Origin of the sequence: Eximiradius sp. (genome assembly GCA_937127445.1) — a bacterium.
Taxonomy (GTDB): domain Bacteria; phylum Bacteroidota; class Ignavibacteria; order Kapaibacteriales; family UBA2268; genus JAKIZO01.
Genome location: CAKZLY010000018.1, coordinates 1 through 21,077, shown reverse-complemented (window position 1 = coordinate 21,077; position 21,077 = coordinate 1). Strand labels below are relative to the sequence as shown.

Annotated in this window: 19 protein-coding genes and 1 pseudogene; 12 read left to right on the top strand and 8 right to left on the bottom strand. The window is 33.2% G+C overall.

Annotation, left to right across the window (positions count from 1 at the left end; translation table 11 throughout):
• Positions 1-7 precede the first annotated feature (7 nt).
• On the bottom strand, positions 8-1,171 hold the full coding sequence (locus AC6QZF_RS05550; protein WP_499798884.1) for a 1-deoxy-D-xylulose-5-phosphate reductoisomerase: 1,164 nt from the start codon (positions 1,169-1,171) through the stop codon (positions 8-10).
• Between the two features lie 2 nt (positions 1,172-1,173).
• The gene (locus AC6QZF_RS05545; RefSeq protein WP_499798883.1) at positions 1,174-2,769 is read right to left on the bottom strand and encodes an Rne/Rng family ribonuclease; all 1,596 of its coding nucleotides are present in this window, start codon (positions 2,767-2,769) and stop codon (positions 1,174-1,176) included.
• Positions 2,770-2,930: 161 nt separating this feature from the next.
• Between AC6QZF_RS05545 and AC6QZF_RS05540 the strand changes: the two genes are divergently transcribed.
• From AC6QZF_RS05540 to AC6QZF_RS05490, 11 genes are all read left to right on the top strand, one after another.
• Positions 2,931-3,215 carry an ATP-dependent Clp protease adaptor ClpS gene (locus AC6QZF_RS05540; RefSeq protein WP_499798882.1) on the top strand — a complete coding sequence of 95 codons (285 nt, stop codon included), beginning with the start codon at positions 2,931-2,933 and terminating at the stop codon, positions 3,213-3,215.
• Positions 3,216-3,280: 65 nt separating this feature from the next.
• Positions 3,281-3,751, top strand: a complete 471-nt coding sequence (gene smpB, locus AC6QZF_RS05535) for an SsrA-binding protein SmpB (RefSeq protein WP_499798881.1) — start codon at positions 3,281-3,283, stop codon at positions 3,749-3,751.
• Between the two features lie 132 nt (positions 3,752-3,883).
• The gene (locus AC6QZF_RS05530; protein ID WP_499798880.1) at positions 3,884-4,633 is read left to right on the top strand and encodes a class I SAM-dependent methyltransferase; all 750 of its coding nucleotides are present in this window, start codon (positions 3,884-3,886) and stop codon (positions 4,631-4,633) included.
• Positions 4,634-4,663: 30 nt separating this feature from the next.
• Entirely contained in the window at positions 4,664-5,125 is a 462-nt protein-coding gene (locus tag AC6QZF_RS05525; RefSeq protein ID WP_499798879.1) for a MaoC family dehydratase, read from the top strand.
• Entirely contained in the window at positions 5,118-6,017 is a 900-nt protein-coding gene (locus AC6QZF_RS05520) for an HpcH/HpaI aldolase/citrate lyase family protein (protein ID WP_499798878.1), read from the top strand. Before AC6QZF_RS05525 ends, AC6QZF_RS05520 begins: the two co-directional genes overlap by 8 nt.
• Positions 6,014-6,712, top strand: coding sequence for a WbqC family protein (locus tag AC6QZF_RS05515; protein ID WP_499798877.1), 699 nt, complete (start codon positions 6,014-6,016; stop codon positions 6,710-6,712). The genes AC6QZF_RS05520 and AC6QZF_RS05515 overlap by 4 nt, the downstream gene beginning before the upstream one ends.
• Position 6,713: 1 nt before the next feature.
• Entirely contained in the window at positions 6,714-7,370 is a 657-nt protein-coding gene (locus AC6QZF_RS05510) for an LbetaH domain-containing protein (RefSeq protein ID WP_499798876.1), read from the top strand.
• The gene (locus AC6QZF_RS05505; protein ID WP_499798875.1) at positions 7,370-11,158 is read left to right on the top strand and encodes a glycosyltransferase; all 3,789 of its coding nucleotides are present in this window, start codon (positions 7,370-7,372) and stop codon (positions 11,156-11,158) included. The genes AC6QZF_RS05510 and AC6QZF_RS05505 overlap by 1 nt, the downstream gene beginning before the upstream one ends.
• Before the next feature lies 1 nt (position 11,159).
• Complete coding sequence (locus AC6QZF_RS05500) at positions 11,160-12,299, top strand: MFS transporter (RefSeq protein WP_499798874.1); 1,140 nt, start codon at positions 11,160-11,162, stop codon at positions 12,297-12,299.
• Positions 12,300-12,306: 7 nt separating this feature from the next.
• Positions 12,307-12,708, top strand: a complete 402-nt coding sequence (locus AC6QZF_RS05495) for a DUF302 domain-containing protein (RefSeq protein ID WP_499798873.1) — start codon at positions 12,307-12,309, stop codon at positions 12,706-12,708.
• 11 nt (positions 12,709-12,719) lie between these two features.
• On the top strand, positions 12,720-13,946 hold the full coding sequence (locus AC6QZF_RS05490; protein WP_499798872.1) for a DUF2130 domain-containing protein: 1,227 nt from the start codon (positions 12,720-12,722) through the stop codon (positions 13,944-13,946).
• A 114-nt stretch (positions 13,947-14,060) separates the two neighbouring features.
• Here the strand turns inward: AC6QZF_RS05490 and AC6QZF_RS05485 are convergent, their stop codons facing one another.
• A complete protein-coding gene (locus AC6QZF_RS05485; protein WP_499798871.1) occupies positions 14,061-16,805 on the bottom strand; it encodes an alpha/beta hydrolase family protein in 2,745 nt (914 codons plus the stop codon).
• Between the two features lie 90 nt (positions 16,806-16,895).
• On the opposite strand from AC6QZF_RS05485, the gene AC6QZF_RS05480 reads away from it, so the two are divergent.
• Positions 16,896-17,369, top strand: coding sequence for a hypothetical protein (locus AC6QZF_RS05480; RefSeq protein WP_499798870.1), 474 nt, complete (start codon positions 16,896-16,898; stop codon positions 17,367-17,369).
• Here AC6QZF_RS05480 and AC6QZF_RS05475 read toward each other — a convergent pair.
• From AC6QZF_RS05475 to AC6QZF_RS05455, 5 genes and pseudogenes are all read right to left on the bottom strand, one after another.
• Positions 17,366-17,683 carry a DMT family transporter gene (locus AC6QZF_RS05475; RefSeq protein ID WP_499798869.1) on the bottom strand — a complete coding sequence of 106 codons (318 nt, stop codon included), beginning with the start codon at positions 17,681-17,683 and terminating at the stop codon, positions 17,366-17,368. The genes AC6QZF_RS05480 and AC6QZF_RS05475 overlap by 4 nt on opposite strands.
• Before the next feature lie 2 nt (positions 17,684-17,685).
• A protein-coding gene (gene prfB, locus AC6QZF_RS05470) for a peptide chain release factor 2 (protein WP_499798868.1) occupies positions 17,686-18,787 on the bottom strand; the annotation gives its coding sequence in 2 pieces (ribosomal slippage) (positions 17,686-18,717 and positions 18,719-18,787; 1,101 coding nt in all).
• A gap of 149 nt (positions 18,788-18,936) precedes the next feature.
• Positions 18,937-19,191 (bottom strand): annotated as a pseudogene (locus tag AC6QZF_RS05465) (ribonuclease Y); the annotation flags it as partial.
• Between the two features lie 80 nt (positions 19,192-19,271).
• A complete protein-coding gene (locus AC6QZF_RS05460; protein ID WP_499798867.1) occupies positions 19,272-20,171 on the bottom strand; it encodes an alpha/beta hydrolase family protein in 900 nt (299 codons plus the stop codon).
• 189 nt (positions 20,172-20,360) lie between these two features.
• Positions 20,361-20,765: a hypothetical protein gene (locus AC6QZF_RS05455; protein ID WP_499798866.1), complete on the bottom strand. Its 405-nt coding sequence runs from the start codon at positions 20,763-20,765 to the stop codon at positions 20,361-20,363.
• Positions 20,766-21,077: the final 312 nt, after the last annotated feature.

Genomic DNA, 21,077 nt, shown 5'->3' with positions numbered 1-21,077 from the left:
AATTCAACTATAAATTAGTTATGAAATTACTTGTTAATTTTCTTGTTAGGTTATCGATGCTAACGATTTCATCTATTGTCGGATTTTGTGTTATTTGTATTTTCTCAAGTGCAAACTGAATAACCTTATGTATATCTGTAAATTTAATCTTGTTGTTCAAAAATGCCTCGACTGCTATTTCATTAGCAGCATTTAGGACCGCTGGTGCAGTTCCGCCAATTTCAAGTGCCTTGTAAGCTAAATCTAAACAAGGAAACTTTTCTATATCTGGTTTGAAAAATGTCAAACTCCCTATTTTTGCTAAGTCAAGTCTTGGGAAATCATATTTTAACCTGTTTGGATAGGTAAGGGCATAAGAAATTGGTATTCGCATATCAGGCAAACCCAATTGCGCTTTAATTGAACCATCAACAAACTGTACCATAGAATGAATAATGCTTTGAGGATGAATTACAACATCTATTTGGTTAATGTCAAGTCCAAATAGCCAATATGCTTCGATAACTTCGAAACCTTTATTCATCATGGTTGCCGAGTCAATCGTAATTTTGTTACCCATATTCCAATTAGGATGTTGCAAAGCTTGGCGAGCAGTTATTGTCTCGAACTCATTGATACTTTTATTAAAAAATGGTCCTCCTGAAGCTGTAAGAATGATTTTCTCAATAGATTTATTGTCTTCGCCAACTAAGCTTTGCAAAACAGCACTGTGTTCACTATCGACAGCAATAATTTTAGAACCAGATTTTTCAGCTTCGCGTGTTATGATTTCTCCTGCTGCAACAAGAGTTTCTTTATTTGCAAGTGCTACATCAATACCTTTTTCGATTGCTTTCAAGGTTGGCAGTACACCAGAAAAGCCTACTAACGATGAAACCACAATATCGTTTTCGTTGTCTGCTGCTGCCCGAATTACAGCTTCCTCCCCAAAGAGTATTTCACCTTTAAAATGTGTTGTTTTTAGAAAATCGCAATAATACTTTTCTTCCTTGATTACAACCCCTTTAGGATTATATATTTTTGTCTGTTTCTCTAGTTCTGTTATGTTCTTGTTTACTGTTAAATAGCCAATTTCGTACATGCCATTTAATGAACTTACTACATCAAGCGTTTGCTTTCCTATTGAACCAGTAGAGCCAAGTATTGTTAATATTTTTTTCTTTCTTCTCATTATTAAATAAATTCATTTGTTATGTCTTTGTCCTTTCTAACAGAAATAAATCGAAACTTATCAATTCCTATTGTATCGCTTTGCTTTACAATAATTTTGACGAAATACTTAAGCATCAAGCGTGAAATTATCGAAAAAGTACCTTCTGTAATATAAGTTGCTATGTTTGGATGAACTTGTAGAATTAATTTAAATTCACGACTGTTTTTTCGGAAATTTTTGAGCCATCTTTCCATTGTATTAATCAATACTGCTTTTGATATGATTCTTCCCGTTCCATTGCAAACGTGGCAAATTTCGCTTGTTTTTTCTTCAAGATTCTGATTTATACGTTGCCGGGTAATTTGCATTAACCCTAACTGAGTGAGTGGAAAGCAAACAGTCTTTGCTCTATCTTTTGCCAGAAGCCTTGTCATTTCCTGAAATAACTTTTTCTTGTTGCTTTCTTGCTGCATATCAATGAAATCGATGATAATCATTCCACTCAAATCACGCAATCGAATTTGACGAGCAATTTCATTTGCAGCTTCGATATTAGTTTTGAATGCATTTTTTTCTTGGTCCGTTTCGTTGCTTCTGCCCGAGTTGACATCAATTACGTGCATTGCTTCGGTATGGTCAAACACAACATCGCCGCCTGATGGCAAATTCACAGTCCTTCGAAATGTTTTTGCAAGCTCCTTTTCAATACCAAAAGCTTCGAAAATTGGGCGATCCCCGTTGTATAATTCTACCTTTTCGATTAAATGGGGGGAATTTACTTTTAAGTAATTAATAATTTCTTTGTGTAATTTTTTTGAATCAACAGCCAGCAATTTTACATCCTGGTCAAACAAGTCTCGAACAACGCTTGTCGCAAGTCCCAAATCTTGATAGACAAGACCAGGTTTTTTCAAGCTTTCAGCTTTTTGATGAACCATTTCCCAAATATCGAGTAAATAATTCCAATCACGACGAAGCTCATCTTCACTTTTGCCCTGAGCTGCCGTCCTAATGATGCCGCCATAACCTTCTGGAAGAATACTTTTTGCAAGCTGGCGCAAACGCCGCCTTTCCACATAAGAAGCAATTTTTTTTGAGATACCAAGCACGTTATCAAACGGCAGCAAAACTGTGTAACGTCCGGGTATTCCCAGCTTTGTGGTAACTTTCATCCCCTTGCTGTGATATGCTTCGCGTATCACCTGAACTAAAATTAATTGTCCAGGTTCAAGATTAATATCAATTGCTCCTGATTTCTTTGTGTGAAATTTAACTTTTTGAATTAATGATTTCTTTTTTGTTGCTTTTTTTGATTTAGAAGTCTTCTTTTCGTCAATATTATTGTTGTTTTCGCTATCATCGTCTTCGAAAAACAAATTTTTCTCATTTGCATCATCAATATCAGAAAAGTGCAAAAATGCATCTTGATTTAGACCAATATCGATGAAAGCAGCATTTATTCCTGTAACAATTTTACTAACCTTACCTAAATAAATGTTCCCAATGGATTTTTCTTTTTCTGGTAGTTCTATATAATATTCGCTAAGACGTCCATCCTCGCTTATGGCTACTCTTACTTCGTTAATAGCCGCATTTATAACTATATCTTTTTTCATTTCCTTAAATTTTTTTCCAATTACGCATAATTTATAAAACACAAAATTACATAAAAATATACATTTTTTGCTAAATTAGTTTAATAATTAGTCTCGACTAATACCGTTGTTTTAAATTATTCAAAAAATTTTGTATTTTTGTAAAAAAGTTGATTGAAATTATGTCCGAGCAAATAAACATAAATCCAGAAAGCGAAATCGAACTGATTGACGAAGTAAAGCTTGCCGCAAAAGTCATCCTTTTCAATGACGATTGGCACACTTTTGATGAAGTTATCAACCAAATTATTAAAGCTACTGGATACAACTACGAAAAAGCCGAAGCCATCACCTACGAAGTGCATAATAAAGGTAAAGCAATTGTTTACTCAGGTGAATTGGCTAAATGCATTCAAGTTAGTTCTATATTAGAAGAAATTCAACTTCGTACTGAAATCCAACTTTAATTTTTTCTTAATTGATTTTTCACAAATATTTTAGTCAATTGACTGATTATTTGTATTTTTGAAAAATGAAGACAGCCGAAGTTTTAAATAGAGAAATCAAAATTATTGCCAATAATCGCAAGGCACACCACGATTTTATTGTGCTACAGTCAATTGAATGTGGCATTGTTCTCTCTGGAACAGAGGTGAAGTCCCTACGACAAGGAAAATGTAGTTTGCAAGAAGCGTACGCATCATTTCAAGGGGAAGATTTATATTTAGTGAATTTTCATATTGCTCCTTACGAACACGGCAACCGAGAAAATCACGAACCCAAGCGACCACGCAAGTTACTTATTCATAAACGTGAAGCCTTCAAACTAAAATCTGCGGTTGCTGAAAAAGGCGTTACTTTAATTCCTCTTTCAATTTATTTTTCGGGTCACCTTGTTAAAGTTGAAATTGGCTTGTGCCGTTCCAAAAAGAAATACGATAAACGTGAAACCACAAAAAAAAGGGAAACTGAACGCGAAATTCAAAGAAAATATAAAGTCTGAAAGATTTTTGCCTTTCAATCTAATTTTTTTGCTCATTCATGCAGATTAACAATAGTCTCTTCAATTATTTCAAAATTATTTTGCTCTCTAATACGTTAATTTTAATATTTAACGATTACTGAAAATAGAAAAATGACAGACTACCAATATTATGTTAAGGAAAAATGCTATTGCATTTTCTGCGAAATGTATTTTAATGAATTTAGAGAATGGAAAAAAAACGAAGGAACTGATTTCGTCCGAAATTTTGACATAATCGGCACAGATCCACGATATTTTCAATGTCCCGTTTGTGGTTCCACAGACCGAGAACGCCATCTGTACCTGTTTCTTAAAGAAATTGGTGAACTCGACAAATTCGAAAATAAGCTAATACTATATGTTGCCCCCGAAATAAATTTTTTAAAGAAAATTGCTAAATCTTCAATGAATTTTATTTGTGGAGATTTAAAACCAGAAAAATATCTTCACCTAAATATTAACCCATTTTACAAAATTGACCTTACACAAACCACATTCGAAGATTCTACTTTCGACTATGTTATTGCAAATCATATTTTAGAACATATTCCTGATTATAGAAAAGCTCTCTCAGAAATATATCGAGTGCTTAAACCAAAAGGAACAGCAATACTGCAAACACCTTTTTCATCATTGATATATAACAATTTTGAGGATGTTTTAATTGATACTCCATATTTAAAAGAAAAGTTTTATGGACAACACGACCACGCAAGAATTTTCGGGTTGCAATTATTTGATGATATTAGGCAGTCTGGCTTCAAATTGCAGGTTTTTAACCACTACGAAGTATTAGAAAAATTTCAGCCCTCCATCTATGGCTTAAATGAGAAGGAGAATCTAATTTTGGCAAGAAAATAGATAGTTATCTTTACAAAAAATTCGAATTTTATGGATACCTTAGGCAAATATTTCGAGGATTTTGTTGTTGGCGAAATAATCGAGCATCCACTTTCGAAAACAATTTTCGAAAGCGATAATAATTTATTTTCATTGCTTACAATGAATGCCAACCCATTACATACAAATCTTGATTATGCTCAAAAAAGTCAGCACGGGAAGATTTTAGTTGTTGGTACACTTGTTTTTAGCCTTGCAGTAGGTCTGACAGTGCCTGAAATAAGCGGCAAAGCAATTGCTAATTTAGAATATGAAAAAATAGAACATCTGCATCCCGTATTTATCAACGACACAATTTATGTCAAAACAAAAATACTTGATTTGATACCCTCGAAAAACAAAAAAGATAGAGGAATTGTCTATGTAGAGACAGTTGCATATAATCAGAATAATGTAGAAGTTCTGAAATTTCGAAGAAAAGTTCTGATCAAAAGGAGAAATAGCAATGAATAGCCGTTTTCCTTTTCTTATGAGAAGTCTGATGTTTGTCCCAGGGCATAATGAGAGATTGCTCAATAGTGCAGCTCGGTCGGATGCCGATGTTCTGCTTCTGGATATAGAAGATTCTGTACAGCCCGAAGAAAACAAACAAGTAGCAAGGGATACAATAAAAAGATTTGTCAAAGAAGGTAAGTTTCGCAATCATTTTGTTTTCCCGAGAGTAAATGACCGCGAAAGCGGGCATCTTCTGCAAGATGTGTACCAACTTACCATCGATGGTATTACTGGATTTATGTATCCTAAATCGAAACTGGGTGAGGACATTTACTTTTTCGATAAATTGCTTGAAACCATAGAATATGAAAAAAAAATACCTATAGGAACATATAAAATTATTGCACTTGTCGAAACGACTGCAGCGGTACTGAATGCTCAAGATTTATGTCAAGCTTCTAATCGAGTAGTTGCTCTTGCTTATGGTTGCGAGGATTTTATCACCGACCTAGAAGGTATTCACGATGCTGAGAGCAAAAGCTTATTTGTTCCGCGAGCAACAATTGCAATGGCTGCACGTGCAAATGGTGTAATTCCAATTGATACTGTTCACATTAAAGTTCATGATTTAGACGACCTCGAACGAAACCTAAAAATCGCAAAAAATCTAGGTTTCGAAGGAATGCTTGTGCTTAATCCTAAAGAAATACCTCTTGTTCATAAATACTTTTCACCTTCTGCGGAAGAAGTTGCTTGGGCTGAAGAAATGCTCAGGCTTGCCGAACAAGCACACTCCGAAGGCAAAGGTGTGGCAGTTAAGGATGGTAAATTTATTGGTCCGCCGATGATTCTTGCTGCTCGTAAAATTCTTAAAAAACAAGAATTAATCAATAAAAAAAGCAAAATATGAAAATTGCAATAATGCAGCCTTACGTTTTTCCTTACATCGGATACTTTCAGCTAATTCATTCTGTTGATAAATTTATCTTTTTAGATAATGTGAACTTTATTAAAAAAGGTTGGATTAACAGAAACCGAATAATCGTTAATGATAATGAGCATTATTTCACCATTCCTTGTATCTCTGTTAGTCAAAATAAACGTATCTGCGATACATTGATTGATTGGGAAAGTGATTTTCTCGAGAAATTTATTAAAACATTACAGTATAACTATAAACATTCTCCTTATTTTGAAGATGTAATTGAAATTATAGACATTGTTTTTCAACAAAAGCCAAGAACAATATCTGAACTTGCTATCGCTTCAATTCTCGAATTTTGTAAATACGTTGGTTTGGAGTGTGAATTTAAAGTTGCATCTGATCAAACAAATTATCAAACTGATCTAAAAAGTGCAGATAGGCTTATTGATATTGCAAAGAAAGAAAATTGCTCTATATACATAAATGCGATAGGTGGAATTGATCTTTACAGCAAAGAATATTTTGAAAAAAAATCTCTTAAATTATACTTTTTAAAAACTGAATTAATCGAAAATTTCGACCAAAATTATTATATTTCTTTTCATTCAATTATTGATTTAGCAATGTATAATTCACCTAATAAAATTGCAATTTATTTAGAACAATACGAGTTGATATAATATGCCTAAGAAAGTATTAATTATGGGTGGCCTTGGGAATGGCTCGGTAATTGCACACGCTATTGCAGATGCAAACAGACGAGGCTACGATGAATATATCTGTGCCGGATTCATTAACGATAGAGACAAAATGAATGAAATTGAAGGCTTCCCGGTGCTTGGAGGATTGCAAGATATCCCGAAGTTATTAGAAGAAGGTTTCTATTTTATTAATACAATATTCAAAGTTGGCGGTCAAAAAGAACGTATTGCAATATTTGAGAGTTTAAATATTCCTGATGACCGGCTAGCAACTTTTGTGCATCCGATGGCATATGTAGCTCCAAAGGTTGAGCTTTCCCCTGGATGTGTAATTATGCCAAACGTTTCAGTATCGTCAGGCACAAAATTTGGAAAATGTTGTAGAGTTATGGTCGGTGCAACAATAGGACACAACAGCACAATTGACGATTACTCATTTTTTGCTGCTAATTGCTGTACTGGTGCTTATCTGAAAATTGGAAAAGCTGTTACAGTTAGTTTGAATGCTTGCATTCGTGAATATGTTGAAATTGGCAATTATGCAACTGTTGGTATGGGTGCGGTCGTACTTGAAAATATTGGCGAAGGTGAGGTCTGGGCTGGTAATCCTGCAAAACTATTGAAAAAGGTGGAATAATGAATAATTTAGTTAATAATCCGCTTGTTAGTATAAGAGTTTTAGCTTATAATCACGAAAAATACATTGCTCAATGTATTGAAGGAATCATTTCTCAGAAAACCAATTTTCCCTTTGAAATTATCATTGGCGAGGACTGCTCTACTGATGCAACTCGTCAAATATGTCGCAATTATAAAGAAAAATATCCTGAGATTATCAATCTTATCGAAAATGAAAGAAATTTAGGCGTAGTTGCTAATGGCGAACGTACTATCGCCGCTTATCGTGGGAAATATATTGCTTGGTGCGATGGTGACGACTTTTGGATTGATGAGTATAAATTGCAAAAACAAATTAACGTTTTAGAGCAAAATTCAAATTTAGCTGTTTGTTTTCACTCTGTTAAGATTATCTACGAAGAAAGCAACCAGAAGCCAATAATTTCTAATCCACAACAGAAACAAATTTCTACAATATACGACCTTGCTTTCGGAAATTTTATACATTCCCCGTCCGTTGTGTTTAGACGCGGGCTTTATGATGCGAATCTCGAAATATTGAAAACAATTCCAGCACGTGATTATGCTGTTCATCTTCTGAATGCAAGCAAGGGGGATATTTTTTTTATCAATGAAGTGATGGCTGTATATCGTGAACATCCAAAGAGTGCATGGACATCAAAAACGTTGAAAGATCGACATCTTGGACACATTAAAACTCTTGATATGATGACAGGGCTTTTTAATTCTCAAATTGACAATATTTTTACATTTGTTAAAGCTAATTACTATTATGATTTATTTAGTAAACTTAAAAATTTTACAGAGATAAATGAAGTTAAGCAGTATCTTTTTTCTGCTCTTGAAAATACTCGAAAAATACCGTATTTCCCAAATATTGATGCGGTCAATAACAAAATTATTTCAGATTTACTTAAAATTATTGACAAGGAGCACGACAGTAAAGCATTTTTGTTGCTATCGAAGCTTGCTTTTCAAAAGCATTTATATAAAGATACAATAGATTTTCTTGAAAATGTAATATGCATTGAGCCAGATAATTACGAAGCTAAAATTTTACTCGCTCGTTCTTACTTCAAAATAGAGAATTACACCAAAACAATCGATATTTGTACTAATTTAATCGGACAATCTGAAAATAGTGAATTATTGCGAATTTTGGCAAAAGCCTACTTTAAATCTGCTCAATACTCAAATGCAATTGAGATTTCAGAACGTTTGCTCAAAATAGACCAAACTAATTTCAATGCACTTAAAATCATCGCTTTATCTTATTTTGAAACTGGCAATAAGATTGCTGCCTATGAATATTGCGAAAAAGCATTATTAATTTTCAAATATGATGCAGAATTGTTTTCATTAAAAGCAAATTTGAAAAAAAGTATTTCAAGTGATACTGTTAGTGATGCAGAAAAAATCAAACAAAAAATTAAGCCAAAATCGCAAATTAAAATAGACGATAGAGAACTTATCTCGATTATAATTCATACAAGAAACGAGGCTCATTTACTTGAACACTTGATTCATTCGATTTATGCATATAATTCTAAATATAATTTTGAAATTGTTGTTTCGGATAATGCATCCAATGATGAAACATTAACTATTCTCAAAAAATTTGCTTCTTCAAGAATTAATTTTCGCTTCATCAGAAACTATAATAGCATTCCAGTTCCAAGAGCAATTAATAATGCGATTAAAAATGCTTTTGGTAATTATTTTGTTGTCCTTAATGAAGTTTACTCTGTTTCTCAGAATTGGCTGGATGTTTTAATAGACAGTCTGAAAAACACAAATTCAATAGTATCATTGCCAAAATTGTTTCCGAACAGTAGAAAGATCCATTCAACTGGGATTAAAATAGAAGCAAAAGACAATAAACTAAACTTTTTATATCAAAATCAAAATGAAGATTATGAAACGCTTACTATTTCTGGCGAATATATATTATCGAATGCTTTATCTGCAAATTGCGTTGCTTTCCGAACTGAATTAATCGAAAAAATTGGACTGTTCGACGAAAGTTTTGAGAGCTTTCTTCATGAAATCGATTTTTCATTGCGAGCAAAAGAATTTGATTATACGCCAATTTGCTTAACTGATAGCATAGTTGTAATAAAAGATAGTATCGAAATTAAAATGCCGACGGAATCGGAAATTAGTCTTTTCTCTCGAAAATGGGGAAGATTATTCAATACTGAAGATGCTATCGATGGTAATAAAAATCAATCTGAAACTTCAATAAATCAACTTCTATTGGAAATTGTGCAAAACCTATCTGAAAAAGGAGAAATTGCAGAAATTCAGAAATTGGGTAATGTCCTACTAGTTCCGAATTTGCACTCTTTGAATGAAAATGAGATTTTGTCGCTGGAAATAGATGAAGAATTGTTCAATTCATACTGCAAACTTGATGAACAAGGTTCAGATTTTCAATACGAGGATTTATTTGAGATTTCAGATATTAAGCCAGAGACTGAGAGTATCGTCTCCGAAAGCACTGTGAAACAAGAAAAGCCACGAATTTTGCTTACAATGTATGGTTGGAACGAAAGCGGTGGCGGCACTACTTTCCCTCGTTCTGTGGCAATTGCTCTTGCTCGTCGTGGATATGAAGTAGCTGTATTTTATGTAACGGCAAACCATCCAACAATACACCAACCATATTACTTGGAATATAAAATTGACCAAGGTGTTCATTTGTACGGGGTTTATAATCGGCCTATTGTATTTTTGGATGCTTTAAACCCAGAAAGAGAAATAAAAGACGAGCGAATAGTCCAACTATTTGCACAAGTTGTAGATGAGTTCAGACCTAACATTGTTCACTATAATAATTTTCTTGGGATTTCTTTCGCTATTGGAAAAATTCCATATTCTAAAGGGATTCCTTCTGTTTTTACAACTCATAATTACCATATTATCGATCCTATGCTCTATCTTTATCGCTCAGATTTATCCTTGTGGCACAACACTGACTTTTTCCATAATTCAGAACTTGCTCGCAATTATCCTAACTTACAAAACTCGTATAGAAAACGCATCGAAGCGGCTAAAAAATTAGTCAATGAACATATCACATATACACTTGCCGTATCTCGACGAGTTAAAGAATTATTTGTAGAATTTGGAATTAACCCTGACAAAATTACAATTGTTCATCAAGTGCCAGAACAAGCCCAAAAGTTAACTTCATTGAATATCAACAATCGTCTGCCAGAATACCCACTTCAATTTGGCTATATTGGTGGTGTCATGCCACACAAAGGTGCTCATATTCTTGTTCAGGCCGCTCAATCTATACCGAAAGAAAAAGCTGAATTCTTGGTCTATGGATTTGTATCGCCAGATTATCTTCGCTTGCTTGAGTGCCTTGATGTTAACAAAAGAATTAATTTTATGGGGAAATATAATACTGATGAATTACCAAAAATTGCTGAACATCTTGATGCAATTGTTTTGCCAAGCGTTTGGGAAGATTGCGCACCGCTGGTAATTGCCGAAGCACTTGCAATGAAGCTTCCCGTTATCGCATCGAGTATTGGAGGTTTCCCTGATTTTGTAAAAGACGGGATCAATGGCAAGCTGTATTCGCATAGTTCCCCTTCTGAACTTACCAAAATATTATGGGATGTAGTTGAAAATCCTGAATTAATAAATATTTGGCGTTCAAATTGCAACTTAACCCATAATTTTGATGACTATATTGACCATATCTTAGGCATTTATGAAAAACTTATCTCTGGTAACCGCCCAAATGTTGAAGAAATTGAGCTAATCTTTTAAAATGAAAACTATTATTCGCAATGCTGTTATTTTATTTGGAAGCACTCTTTCTGTTATGGCTGGTGCAATAGTAACACCTGCCTTGCCATATATTACACAGAATTTTTCAAATATTGATAATATTGAGTTTCTTACAAAATTAATTTTATCTCTTCCACCACTTTTTATTGCTATCTTTTCGCCCATTTCCGGTTATTTATTCGAAAAATTTGGGAGAAAGTCGATTTTAGTTTTTGCATCTATTCTATATGGAATTGCTGGGACGACAGGTTATTATCTTCGAGATATATATTTAATTTTGCTCGGGCGAGCGTTTCTTGGAATAGCAATTTCTGCCTTGATGACTGGATTTATTGTTGTATTAGGCGATTTGTTCGAGGGTGAAAAGCGGAATAAGTTTATTGGCTTACAGGGAGCGATAATGAGCTTCGCTGGTGTTATTTATTTGCTGCTTGGTGGGGTGCTTGCAGATATTAATTGGAGTTTTCCCTTTATTGCTTATTTCGTATCTGTTATTGTTGGGGTTCTTCTTTTATTTTTTCTGGATGAAACTTCTTACAAAATAGAGACAAGAAGACAGGTCCAGTTTTCTTTTAACTTAAAAACATCATTAATATATTTAAGTGCAATTTTTGTGATGATTTGTTATCTGATGGTACCAACTCAGCTGCCTTTTTTAATCAATTCTCAATTCCCAGATTTCCCAGCCTCGAAAATTGGTTTGCTAATAGCTGTTTGGATAATGTTCTCATCGTTTTCATCGCTAATTTATCCAAAAATTAAAAATAAAGTCCCATTTCGTTATGTTTATATGCTTGGATTTTTCATTTGGGGCTTCGGGCATCTGTTGATTTTATTCTCGTCGAATTTAGTTTTGCTTGTTGCTTCGTTAATTTTTTCAGGATTAGGAAATGGTTTGGTTGTCCCAAATTTGAAATCACACATATTAGCACATTCGACTGAAAATAATCGTGGTATTAATAGTGGACTCCTTACTACTGCTCTTTATGTTGGGCAATTTCTTTCGCCAATTGTAGTTCAACCAATGTTTCAATATGCAAACATTTCACAAATCTTCCCAATATTTGGGATTCTTATGTTTGTAATATCTTTTGTTTATATATTTTCAAATAAAATTTAGGTGTGAAATGAATACTTCACCATTTTATATTCAGAAAACGCAAAAATCTTTTTCTGAAGCAATAGAAGCAGTAAAGGATAATGCAGCAAACGCCGGTTTTAATCTTGTCGCTGAACATAATATGAAGAACACTTTCGAACGTAACTATCTACAATGGGAACGCAATTACACAATTTTATCGATTTGCAATCCAACAAAATCACATCACGCACTAAGTATGGATAAACGGCTTGGATGCTTTATGCCCAAAAATATCGTTGTTTTCGAGGATGATAACAGAATTGTTAATATTATGATGATGAAAGGCGATCCAAATAAAATGAACGAACTTTTCCCAGAACTTGGCATCAGTGAAATGTCTGCAAAAGTTATGAACGAACTAATTAGCATAATTGAAAAATCAATTTGATAGAGGCTAATATGGACAATTTCGTGATTTGTCAGGTTTGTGGTGCTAAAATTGATGTAAGCAAGGCTCTTTATTCGCAAATCGAGCAAACATTAAAAAATCAATACGAACTTGAAGCTCAGAAAAAAGATCAGCAATTCAAGCAAGCAATTGAACTACTGGAAAATGAGCGTAGAGAAATTGAAACTGAAAAATTTCGCCTAAATCAGATTGTACAAGAACAAGTCGAAAAACGTCTTTCAGACGAAAAAATACAACTTGAAGAAAACTTGAAACTTCAAATTTATAGCGAAAACAAAAATCAGATTGAAACTCTAAAACAAGAATTAACTGAAAAATCTCTGAAAATTGCTGAACTTAACAACGCTTTAACCGAAATTGAACGTTTGAAACGTGAAAAGCAAGAAATCGAGTCTCGATTACAACTTGAATTTGAGAGGAAACTTACTGAAAATATTCGTTTAGAGCGGGAAAAATTACGCAAACAATACGAAGACAACTTTTTGCTCAAACTCAAAGAACAAGAAAAAACCATCGAAGATTTAACAGCAAAACTTGAAGACGCTTGTCGTCGTGCGGAACAAGGCTCTATGCAACTTCAAGGTGAAGTTCAGGAGCTATTTTTAGAAGACATGCTTGGAGAACTATTTCCGTTGGATGAGATTCAAGAAGTGAAAAAAGGACAACGTGGCGGTGATATAATTCAGGTTGTGCGAAATAATATTGGAAAAGAATGTGGTAAAATCTATTATGAGAGTAAACGAACTAAAAATTATGACAAAGGCTGGATTTCTAAACTTAAAGAAGATAATTTAGAAGCAAAAGCAGATGTTTTAGTTCTGGTAACGCAAGCAATGCCCGAAGGCAAAGATAGATACTTTTTCGAGGATGGTGTTTGGGTCTGTCCATTTTCGGAAATTCGCGCTTTTGCAAATGTATTAAGACTTATGTTAATTCAAATTTATAATGCCTCTATTGTAAACGTCAATAGAGAAAGCAAAATGGAACTTGTTTATAATTACCTTACAAGTAGAGAATTTGCCGATACTTTCGAAGCAATTATTAATGGGTTCAACGACCTTCAAAAAAGCTACATAGACGAAAAAAACAAGGTTATGAAAATTTGGAAGGAACGCGAAAAACAGTTCGAGAAAATTCTTGCTAATGCAGTTAATTTATATGGTTCGATAAAAGGTCTTGCAGGAAGTTCCATACCTGATATTAAATTATTAGAGTAAATTTTACTGCATTTTGTGATATTTCTAACATTATGAGCTAAATTATAATTATAATAGGAAAAAATAAGGGAGCTGCTCTTTTGAGACAGCCCCACATTAGAAAATCCTCTACTATCAATTTCCTTTATACGGTATTCCTTTCGTTATCCATTCTGGTGCCGGCTTTCCTAAAACATAATGGTCGAAGAATTCTTTCATTTTTATTGAATAGTCAAGTTTGTTCTGATAACGACGAGGATGATGTGGTTCATTCTCATACTGCAAAAATATTGCATTTTTCCCAAGCCTACGATATGCCATATAAAGTTCGATTCCTTGTTGCCAAGGCACAGCTTCGTCTATATCTCCAAACATTATTAAAAGTGGAGTTGTAGCTTTATTTGCACTGAAAATAGGGGAGTTGCGTATATAATTATCTAAACTATCCCATAAGGTGCCCCCAATACGGCTTTGCTGCGCTTCATATTGAAATTGTCTAGTAAGCCCTGATTCAAGCCGAATTTGTCCGTACGCGCTCGTCATATTTCCAACTGGTGCTCCTGCGCAAGCTGCTTTGAAAAAATCTGTCTGAGTTACGATAAATGCTGTTTGATAGCCGCTCCAAGAATGCCCTTGAATACAGAACCTTGTTGAATCTGCTATGCCAAGTTCAATTAGCCGTCTTGCACCAGTTATAATAGCATCTAATGCATCAAATCCGGGATTGCCGATGTAGTACTTTATATCAGGTAGAAACATTAGATAACCCGATGAGTTATATACCTGTGATATCGGGCGATGCGTTAGCATCGGTGGATTAAAATTATAGGTTCTATCTGAAAATCTTTCGTAAAAATATACATATACTGGATAACACCTTTTGGGATTAAAGTTATATGGCTTAATAATAAAACCATCCAAACTATCCCCACGCGAGTTAGTCCAACGTATAATTTCCGTTGTTCCCCATTCATATTCTGCAATTTCAGGATTAGCATCTGTTATTTTTCTTGTGTCTGTAAAATTCAAATTCAAGGATAACCAATAATCAGGATATTCCACGTAATTTTCTCGTGTAAACAAAAATTTATTGTCATAACGTGGTTTACCAATCACTGTGAATTTCTTCTCTTGTTCAACCAAGTTCTTTCTGAGTTCATTGTTTTGGAGTATAAAAGTATAAATTCCTTGAATTTTAGTATAATTATTATATCCTTGTAAAATTAATGTATCGGTTTCAGAGTAAAATTCTTTGTCTGCCCAGATATTACGAATTCTAAAACTTATCTTTTCTTTATTTCCAATTCCATTTGTCAAATTATATCCACTGCCGTTTGCACAATCAAATTTCCATAAATCATACCAATCATAAATAATAAATGAATTTCCGCTATCGAGCCAGCAGCCAAACCCGTTCGATGGGACGCTGCTTGGCATATCAAACTCTATATCGAAAAACTTACCTTCAAGATCCTTTGTTATATTTTTTGAAATATTATTTAATATATCATATAAATACCAGTTTTTTTGGTAATAATAAACAATATATTTCCCATTAGGTGATATATATGCATTCTCTTCAATTCGTTTCTGAATAATTCTTTTTTCTCCATTGTTAAGATTAATCAAGTAAAGGTCAAAAATATCGCCATACCAAGTTTTTTCTTTATAATAAGGTGTTTCGCTATACGCTATTGTATAATCGTTGTTTTTGGGAATAAATACTCTATTGATTATACTATCTCCGAGCTGATGAAATGCATTTTTTGTCAAATCGAACACACTCAAAAAATATCTATCTTTGAACTTATTCCAGCTAATTTTCTGATGCGACATTATTAATGGATCGTCCCAATGCCAAAGATATAAATCAGCACGACGTGCAATACTATCAATATTGTAAAATGTTGTATCATTGAAGTTTGAAAAATCTTGCTTTGTGTCGTATTTTTCAGTGATTGGCTTAATTCCAAAATACAATTTGTTTCCATCATAGCTCCAACTTAATTCGTTTACTTGTGGAATATAATAATTATTAGTAATTAATTTTGTAGGAACAATCTCTCTCGCTTGCTCTTTGTCCCACATATAAACTGAATAATTTTTAGGCTTTCCACTATTATCCAGTTCAGATGAGCAGCAAAAAGCCAGTTTCTGAACATTTTCGTTCCATGATAAATTGCAAATATGAATGTTATTTTTGGAAATTATTTCGTATTCAGGTGCAAAATCCTGATTCAAATTCCTGTAATATAAACCATCACCATTCCCAGATTTTGTTGAAATTGTATAAAAAATATAATTGCTCAAACTGTCGAATAAATACTCAGTGACATAGTCAATTCTTATTTCTGTTCCACTTTGTAAATGACGTAAATTAAGTTGTGAACCTACAATTTTATCTTTTAGTTTCTTATCTTTTTCCTCATTGCCTTCATATAAAAAAGCTAACCATCGACCATCGTTCGAAAATTCATAAGATTTTACAGTTTCTCTTTCGACTACTCGTCCATTAAACAAATTCATTATCCCGAACTTGTTTTTTGGCTTTTCTTTTTTTCCAGCATTTTCAATTTCGATTTGTTTAGGGAGAATTTCAAAGGCTGCCCAGTTAGTTGTAGGCGACAGTTTTGATTTAGAACCACGTTCATAAATAAATTTTGCTGTATCTTCGAGTGATTGAATAATGAGCGTACGGTCTCCTCTGTCCGGCACTAATGTATATGCAAGCCATTTGCCATTCTGCGATAATGTAGTTTCTCTTATTAACTTGAACTTCATTGCATCTTCAAAAGTGTAGGGTTTCTTCTTTTGCGAGAAAGCAGTAACTGGAATTATCACCAATAATAATACAAATACCAAATTTTTCGCTATTTTCATTCAATAATCCTTTTTAGTGATTAAATTTATTTCAAAATAAAAAAAATAATCGTATTTTTAAAGTTAGTCTAAACAAATCTTTTATTTACGATGAAACAAATTTATATCATTGGCACGGCAACCCTCATAGCAATTCTAATTATATCATATTTTTCTTTTAAATCTTTTCAAAAATTAAATAACGACATCTCGCCGGATATTTTCAACAAGTTAATCAAACCATATTCTGAATTGATTGCTAATAGCGATTATGAAAAAGCATATAAACTTTACACCACAGTTAGCTACAAATCAAAGCACAGTTTCGATGAGTACAAAACTGCACAAATAAATAATAAAAATTATTTTGGTGAGCTGTGCAAAATGTCGCTTACATCAGGTATTTTTATTAAAATGATTGATAAAGAAAATAAATGGATTTATCGCGGAACCATTAATTATGAATGCAAAAAAATCAGTAGAAAATTCACCATTGATGTTGCGATAGAGAACGGTGTATATAAAATTGCTCAGACCTATCCAAGCCAACTCAGTTTTGTCAAAATGAAGTCTATGATTTTTTAATTTGCAACCTTTAAGCCAACAATACCTGCAATAATTAGAAAAATCGAAATGACTTTCAGCAAACTTGCTGTATCTTTAAAAAATACTACTCCTATTGTAAAAGTTCCAATAGCACCTATCCCTGTCCAGATTGCATAAGCAGTTCCGATTGGTATTTGCCTTTGAGCAAGCCAGAGAAAGTATCCACTCAATCCCATACTAACAACGCTGAATACTATCCACAAATATCTGAAAGAGGTTACTTGCGATAGTTTAAAACCAACAGGCCACCCAATTTCAAAAATTCCAGCCAATAGCAAATAAAACCAGTGCATCACTATTGATTCACATCACTTAATAAATACGCTTTGATAAAATCATCAAGGTCTCCATCCATCACTGCTTGAATATCTGTTCGTTTGAGCTCAGTTCTATGATCATTAACCATTGTATACGGTTGGAAAACATAAGAGCGAATTTGGCTGCCCCATTCGATTTTCTTTTTAGTTCCTTCAATAGCAGCGCGAGCAGCTTCTTCTTCTTCTCTTTTCTTTTGGTAAAGTCTTGATTTTAGCATTTTCATTGCTCGCTCGCGATTTTGGAATTGCGAACGTTCCTGTTGGCAAGCAACAACAATTCCTGTTGGAATATGCCGTAAACGAACAGCTGTTTCGACTTTGTTTACATTTTGTCCACCTTTGCCGCCAGAACGAAATGTTTCCATCTCAATATCGGCGGGATTTATCTCTATTTCCACATCATCATCAATTTCTGGATATACAAATACAGAGGCAAATGATGTATGCCTTCGTGCATTTGAGTCGAAAGGTGATATTCGAACTAATCGATGTACTCCATTTTCAGCCTTCAAATATCCGTACGCATACTTGCCGTTAATCTCTAAAGTTGCAGACTTAATTCCAGCTCCATCACCTTCGAGTTCATCGAGCAAATACACTTTGTAATTGTGGCGTTCAGCCCAGCGAGTGTACATACGCATTAACATTTCTGCCCAGTCCTGGGCTTCTGTGCCACCTGCTCCCGAATGAATTGTAAGTATTGCTGATTTTGTGTCATCAGCACCAGAAAGCATATTTTTTATTTCAAGTTCCTCTATGAATTTCTCAAATTGAGAAATTTCAGCATTCAGTTCATTTTCCAGAGACGCATCTTCTGCCTCAACTGCCAATTCTAAAAAAGCAGCAGCATTTTGGAATAATTGCTCCGCTTTTTCATATTCATCCATCCATTCCGATAAGTCAGAAATTTCTAGCATCGTTTTTTTTGCTGCATTGGGGTCATCCCAGAAATCATTTCTATGCGTTTCTTCTTTTAGTATTGCAATTTTTTCTTTTTTAACGTCAATGTCAAAGAAACCTCCGTAGGTTCTCTAACCTCGGTTTTAACTCATCTAATTTTTCTTTTTGTGGCTCAAACATATCTTTGTTTTAATAAAAATTAAAAAAATTAAAGACCACAAAATTACGAATATTAACTTTAAGATAAAAATTATTCATCATCTCAAAATCATTACAAAAAAGCAGCCTTACAAAATTGTAGGCTGCTTCTTGGTAATATTAAAACTAATTTATTTAGCAATGCTAACGCTTCTTTTTTCTCTGATAACAGTAACTTTGATTTGACCAGGGTATTCCATTTCGTTTTCAATTCATTTCGCAATTTCAATAGCTAAAATATCAGCAGTGTTGTCATCTACCTTTTCTGGTTCTACAATTACGCGTACTTCACGCCCCGCCTGAATAGCAAAAGTTTTACCAACACCTTCGAAACTCTCCGCAATTGATTCAAGCTTTTGCAAACGCTTCACATAATTTTCAACCGATTAGCATCAATATTGATTAGATTAATAATGATGTTGTAATAATTTTATTATGATTACCGACGCTAATAAAATAATTTCTGTTACTGTATTTGTGACAAAATGTGTTGAATTATTTGTTTGTTTATTTCATAATACATATTTTCATTAATTGCTGTCCTAAATGTATGTAGTTGAGAGTCAATGATTTTATAATTAAATAATGAAAAATGTTCTTTTAGCTTAGAAATTGTTGCTTGTATTTCGTCATAAGATACTATTGGGTCGTCCTTTCCCCAAATCGAAAAAACGAATGTAGATTTGTTATTTTTTAATTTAAGTCTATCAGCCGAAAAATTAATTAGTGTGTTTTCACTATCTGATCTATTATTCATTTTTAAACGTTTTTTCGAGGCTTCTAAATTATATGGTAAGCCTTCAGTAATTAATAACCTAACATCTTCATTTGAAATATTTGTATAGTTTAAACATATTACACCACCCAAAGAAATGCCATAGAGCGCAAGTTTCAAAGTGTCGACTGTATATTCTTCTTTATAAAAGTCTATAAATTTTATTAAGTCATTAATTTCATGATTAGTTGTATCTCTAATTAGTTTGGAATTTAGACTATTTTCACTTTCTCTAAGATTAATAAAACATACAGAAAGCCCTGTTTTTATTAATTCAAATGCGATTGGATATAATAATTGATTTCTCAAATTAATCCCAGGAATCATAACAACTAATTTTGATCTATCAAAATTAAAAGGAGGTGTCCATAGAACATATCTTACAACATTACCTTTATTGTCTGGAATATCAATATTATAGGGGACAATATTACAAGAATACTTGAGAAGCGTATCTTTAGAATTTATAATTAAACCTAAAGAAATAAATTCATCATTAATTAGTTGTCTTTGTTCGTAAATAGTTATCTTACTGCCTGATGAACAAGAATATAAAAGTAATATCAACAAAATGAATAATGTTTTTTGCACAATTCTGTCCTTTTTTTAATTGTATTTTATAAAAGGCTGTCTCAAAAGTAAAATCGTACAAAATCTATTTTTCTGCCAACATCTATAAAAGCCTCTGGTTGAGTTTTTGCAATTGAGATGATGTTTTTCCTGCTTGAATAATTATCAAAGTCAGGAATTCAAGCCCTTTTGAGACAGCTACCTTCTTATCTAACAACTTATTTCAATAAATAAAGGGCCTTTAGTGGCACCTGTTTGAAAATCCTTTTCAACTTTTGCTCCAGCTTTAACGCTTATATTATTAACTGGTTGTGGTGGTTGTTCAGATAAACCTTGAATCATTGGAACGACTTTTTTACCTTCGTAATGATCTTCTCTAAGATAATCAGCCATAGTTTTAACTGAACATACTATTGCCTCTTTTTGTTGACTAGTAAAAGATTCTATGTAAATTCTTTGAGAATTAGTAATCACAAATCTGCTTTCGATAGCTCCTAAAAAATTATTGATCATATCGCTACTTAAATTTTCATATGCTATGGCATCTGATTCGATAGTTTTGAAATATTCATTCGCATTTGCATCATTAAGCTTTGGAAGCGTGTTTATCGACATAGCATTTCCTCCTTTATTGATAATTACTAAATTAAATTATTCGAGTTTTTATCTATGTCCTTGTTGGATAAGTAATTACAGTGCTTGGAATTACCCTGAAATTGTGTGTTAATTCCAGCACTGAAATTCGCAATGCCAGCTAGTATTTCCTCTATATTTTTTATACAATTACTTTTTCCAGATAACCTATTTACTGTCTTGATGTATATATTATTTGAAATTGAGAATAGCGTATAAAAAACATAAAAAATAGTAACATACTCATTAAAAATAGAATAATAATTAGAATTTTGATAGAAAGATAGAAAGATA

Bases quoted from the DNA above. Each gene is read 5' to 3' on its own strand.
- AC6QZF_RS05475 (WP_499798869.1), bottom strand. From the start codon at position 17,683: ATGCACTGGTTTTATTTGCTATTGGCTGGAATTTTTGAAATTGGGTGG.
- AC6QZF_RS05485 (WP_499798871.1), bottom strand. From the start codon at position 16,805: ATGAAAATAGCGAAAAATTTGGTATTTGTATTATTATTGGTGATAATT.
- smpB (WP_499798881.1), top strand. From the start codon at position 3,281: ATGAAGACAGCCGAAGTTTTAAATAGAGAAATCAAAATTATTGCCAAT.
- AC6QZF_RS05505 (WP_499798875.1), top strand. From the start codon at position 7,370: ATGAATAATTTAGTTAATAATCCGCTTGTTAGTATAAGAGTTTTAGCT.
- AC6QZF_RS05520 (WP_499798878.1), top strand. From the start codon at position 5,118: ATGAATAGCCGTTTTCCTTTTCTTATGAGAAGTCTGATGTTTGTCCCA.
- AC6QZF_RS05455 (WP_499798866.1), bottom strand. From the start codon at position 20,765: ATGTCGATAAACACGCTTCCAAAGCTTAATGATGCAAATGCGAATGAA.
- AC6QZF_RS05510 (WP_499798876.1), top strand. From the start codon at position 6,714: ATGCCTAAGAAAGTATTAATTATGGGTGGCCTTGGGAATGGCTCGGTA.
- AC6QZF_RS05525 (WP_499798879.1), top strand. From the start codon at position 4,664: ATGGATACCTTAGGCAAATATTTCGAGGATTTTGTTGTTGGCGAAATA.
- AC6QZF_RS05540 (WP_499798882.1), top strand. From the start codon at position 2,931: ATGTCCGAGCAAATAAACATAAATCCAGAAAGCGAAATCGAACTGATT.
- AC6QZF_RS05500 (WP_499798874.1), top strand. From the start codon at position 11,160: ATGAAAACTATTATTCGCAATGCTGTTATTTTATTTGGAAGCACTCTT.
- AC6QZF_RS05545 (WP_499798883.1), bottom strand. From the start codon at position 2,769: ATGAAAAAAGATATAGTTATAAATGCGGCTATTAACGAAGTAAGAGTA.
- AC6QZF_RS05495 (WP_499798873.1), top strand. From the start codon at position 12,307: ATGAATACTTCACCATTTTATATTCAGAAAACGCAAAAATCTTTTTCT.
- AC6QZF_RS05550 (WP_499798884.1), bottom strand. From the start codon at position 1,171: ATGAGAAGAAAGAAAAAAATATTAACAATACTTGGCTCTACTGGTTCA.
- AC6QZF_RS05515 (WP_499798877.1), top strand. From the start codon at position 6,014: ATGAAAATTGCAATAATGCAGCCTTACGTTTTTCCTTACATCGGATAC.
- AC6QZF_RS05530 (WP_499798880.1), top strand. From the start codon at position 3,884: ATGACAGACTACCAATATTATGTTAAGGAAAAATGCTATTGCATTTTC.
- AC6QZF_RS05490 (WP_499798872.1), top strand. From the start codon at position 12,720: ATGGACAATTTCGTGATTTGTCAGGTTTGTGGTGCTAAAATTGATGTA.
- AC6QZF_RS05480 (WP_499798870.1), top strand. From the start codon at position 16,896: ATGAAACAAATTTATATCATTGGCACGGCAACCCTCATAGCAATTCTA.